The following is a 3,702-nucleotide window of genomic DNA, read 5'->3' on the forward strand; positions in this document are numbered from 1 at the left end:
GCCTGGGGCGGGCCGCCGTCATTGACGCCACCCGGCAGATCATCGCCGAACTGCCGACCACCGCCGAGGCTGCCGACCAGCTCGCCGACTTCGCCGCCGCCGCCCGGGCGCTGGAGGAAGATCGCCCCTACCCGTGGGGCAGCGCCGGCAATCCGGGGGCCGGCGCGGGCGAAGCGTGGGTGCACACCGCCCGCGGTCGCCTGCGTCACGCCCTGGGCGTGGTCGACGGCCGGGTCGCTGCATGGCGGATCGACGCGCCGACGGATCGCAATTTCACCGACGAAAAGGGTATCGTGGAGCGCCTGCCGGCCCGCCTGCCTTCCCTGGCAGCGGCCCGCCGCGCAGTGGAAAGGGCGGTCCTGCAGCTCGACCCCTGCGTGCCTTACACCGTGGAGATCGTGGATGCATGAAATGTCGCTGGCGGAAGGCATCCGCCAGATCGTCGAGGACGCCGGGCGCGCCCAGGGTTTTCGCAAGGTGAAGACGGTCGTGCTGGAAATCGGCCAGCTCTCGTCGGTCGAACCCGAGGCCCTGCGCTTCTGTTTCGATGTGGTGATGAAGGACAGCATCGCCGACGGCGCCGCCCTCCAGATCGACGCCGTGCCCGGCCAGGGCTGGTGCATGCAGTGCGCCATGAGCGTGCCCATCGGCGCGCTGTATGATCCTTGCCCCCATTGCGGCAGCTACCAGGTGCAGGCCACCGGCGGCACCGAGATGCGGGTGAAGGAACTCGAAATCGAATGAAGCCGAGATGAACGACGCTCCCCGAAGCGGCCGTGCGCGGCTGGCCTCGGGTGGGGGCCGGGTGTTGCAGTCGTGCGCTGGGGTGGTATCGGGGTGGTAAGTGAGGCAATGGAGAACTGAGATGTGCAATGTGTGCGGCTGCGGGGCCGGTGAAACCCGTATCGAAGGCGAAGCGCTCGACCGGGACGGCCACGAACACGAGCACGTCCACGCCGATGGCACCGTGCACCGTCACGCCCACGGGCACGAAGGCGAGCACGCCCACAGCCACCATTGGGTGCCCGCCGGCGCCCACGGCCATGCGCACCAGCACGCCGACGGCAGCTGGCACAGCCACGACCACGTGCACACCGCCGACCACGCCCATTCCCACGCCGAGGATGTCGGCGACGGCAGCCTGCACTACGGCCACGGCCCGGCCGGCGCCCACGCCCCGGGCATGAGCCAGGCGCAGATGGTCAAGATCGAGCAGAACATCCTCGCCAAGAACGACGGCTACGCGGATCGCAACCGCGGCTGGCTGGCCGACCGGGGAATCCTCGCCCTCAACCTCGTGTCCAGCCCCGGCTCCGGCAAGACGACGCTGCTGGTGCGCACCATCGACGCCCTCAAGGCCCGCCCGGGCGCGGTGCCGGTGGCGGTGGTGGAAGGCGACCAGCAGACCAGCTTCGACGCCGAGCGCATCCGCGCCACCGGCGCCCCGGCGCTGCAGATCAACACCGGCAAGGGCTGCCACCTGGACGCGCTGATGGTCGGCCACGCCCTCGAAAAACTCGCCCCGCCCGACGACAGCGTGCTGCTCATCGAGAACGTCGGCAACCTCGTGTGCCCGGCCGCTTTCGACCTGGGCGAAGCCGCCAAGGTGGTGGTGCTGTCGGTCACCGAAGGTGAGGACAAGCCCCTCAAGTACCCCGACATGTTCGCCGCAGCCAGCCTGATGTTGGTCAATAAGGTTGACCTGTTGCCCTACCTCAGCTTCGACGTGGCCCGCGCCATCGACTTCGCCCGCCGGGTCAATCCCCAGCTGCAGGTGATCCAGGTTTCCGCCACTACCGGCGCCGGCTTCGACGAATGGCTGGGCTGGATCGACGCGCGCCTCGCCGCCGCTCGTGCCGCCCGGGTGGCCACGGTGGACCAGCTGCGCGCCCGCATCGCCCAGCTCGAAGCGCAGCTCGCGGCGAAAGGCTGACCCGTCCATGCTGATTGTCGTCGACCCGACCCGCGTCGCCCGCCGCCTGCGCGTGCGCGGCGTGGTACAGGGCGTGGGCTTCCGGCCCTTCGTGTACCGCTTCGCCAACTCCCTCGGCCTCGTCGGCTGGGTGCGCAACGACGGCGGCGGGGTGGAGATCGAGATCCAGGGCAGCGAGCCCGTGCTCGACGCCTTCACCCAGTGCCTCGCCAGCGAGGCGCCGCCGCTCGCGCGTGTCGACGCCATCGAGCCGGAGGTGATCCCGCCCGATCATTCCCGCAAGGATTTCACCATCCTGCCCAGCGCCGAGGGCGAGGTGGCCACCGCCATCGGCCCCGACGTGGGCGTCTGCCGCGCCTGCCTTTCCGAGCTGTTCAACCCCGACGACCGGCGCTGGCGCTACCCCTTCATCAACTGCACCCACTGCGGCCCGCGCTACACCATCACCCGCAGCCTGCCCTATGACCGGGCGCGCACCAGCATGGCAGCCTTCGAGCTGTGCGAGGTCTGCGCCGCCGAATACCGCCACCCGGGCGACCGGCGCTTCCACGCCGAGCCCAACGCCTGCCCCGAATGCGGCCCGCGCCTCAGCCTGCACGAGCCCCACGGCCTCACCGCGCTGGCCCGGGACCCGCTGGCCGAGGCGGTGCGCCGCCTGCAGCTGGGCGAGGTCGTCGCCATCAAGGGCCTGGGTGGTTTCCACCTGGCCTGCGACGCGTCCAACGCCGACGCCGTCGCCCGCCTGCGCGAACGCAAGGCGCGCCCCCACCAGCCCCTCGCGCTGATGGTCGCCAACGTCGCCAGCCTGGCCAGCCGGGTGCGCGTCAGCGCCGCCGAGGCCGCGGTGCTCGAAAGCCCCGAGCGGCCCATCGTGCTGCTCGCCAAGCAGCCCGGCTGCGACGACGCCTATCCCGGCATCGCGCCGGATCTCGACGAGCTGGGCGTGATGCTGCCCGGCACGCCGCTCCATTACCTGCTGTTCCACGAGGCTGCCGGCCGCCCCGCCGGCACCGTCTGGCTCGACCAGCCGCAGCCCCTGGCCCTGGTGATGACCAGCGCCAACCCCCATGGCGAGCCGCTGGTGCAGCGCAACGACGAAGCCTTCGAGCGCCTCGCCGACATCGCCGACGTGCTCTTGATGCACGACCGGGACATCGTGGTGCGCTGCGACGACTCGGTGCTGCGCCTGCGCCCCGATCTGCCCGCCACGCCGGGCGAGGGCGACGGCAAGAGCGCCGGCGTGCAGTTCCTGCGCCGTGCCCGGGGCTTCACCCCGCTCGCCATGCCCCTCGATGCCAGCGGCCCGGCGGTGCTGGCCTTCGGCGCCCACTACAAGGCCACGCTGTGCCTCGCCCGCGGGGCCGAGGCGTTCTTGTCCCAGCACATCGGCGGGCTCGACAACCCGGCCGCCTGCGTCGCCCTCGACGAAGCCGCCGAACACCTGCAGGCCATCCTGTCGGTGCGCCCGGCCGCCGTCGCCCACGACGCCCATCCCGATTACTACTCCACCCAGGCCGCGCTGGCCCTGGCCGATGCGCTGGATGTGCCGTCCATCGCCGTCCAGCATCACCACGCCCACATCGCCGCGGTGTGCGCCGAGCATCGTCTCGACGGCCCGGTGCTCGGCTTTGCCGCCGACGGCGTGGGCCTCGGCACCGACGGCCTGCCCTGGGGCGGCGAGCTGCTCTACGTGGATGGCGCCGAGTTCCGGCGCCTCGGCCACCTCAGCCCGCTGGCCCTGCCCGGCGGCGACCGCGCGGCCCGCGAAC

3 protein-coding genes and 1 pseudogene are annotated in these 3,702 nt (G+C 71.7%); all 4 read left to right on the plus strand.

Translation table 11 applies throughout. The features are described 5' to 3' along the window. Nucleotides 1-410, plus strand: a pseudogene (locus tag QQK25_RS22435) (hypothetical protein); the annotation flags it as partial. Next, nucleotides 403-744 carry a hydrogenase maturation nickel metallochaperone HypA gene (hypA, locus tag QQK25_RS22440; RefSeq protein ID WP_284189961.1) on the plus strand — a complete coding sequence of 114 codons (342 nt, stop codon included), beginning with the start codon at nt 403-405 and terminating at the stop codon, nt 742-744. The pseudogene QQK25_RS22435 and the gene hypA, both read left to right, overlap by 8 nt. Before the next feature lie 121 nt (nt 745-865). After that, complete coding sequence (gene hypB, locus QQK25_RS22445; protein ID WP_284189962.1) at nt 866-1,933, plus strand: hydrogenase nickel incorporation protein HypB; 1,068 nt, start codon at nt 866-868, stop codon at nt 1,931-1,933. Between the two features lie 7 nt (nt 1,934-1,940). After that, the coding region (gene hypF, locus QQK25_RS22450; protein WP_284189963.1) for a carbamoyltransferase HypF at nt 1,941-3,702 on the plus strand (1,762 nt) is incomplete at its 3' end.

This window comes from Zoogloea oryzae, assembly GCF_030161255.1.
GTDB lineage: Bacteria > Pseudomonadota > Gammaproteobacteria > Burkholderiales > Rhodocyclaceae > Zoogloea > Zoogloea oryzae.

What these genes read in the sequence shown, in the direction of transcription:
- hypB (WP_284189962.1), top strand. Translation starts at nt 866, where the DNA reads ATGTGCAATGTGTGCGGCTGCGGGGCCGGTGAAACCCGTATCGAAGGC.
- hypA (WP_284189961.1), top strand. Translation starts at nt 403, where the DNA reads ATGCATGAAATGTCGCTGGCGGAAGGCATCCGCCAGATCGTCGAGGAC.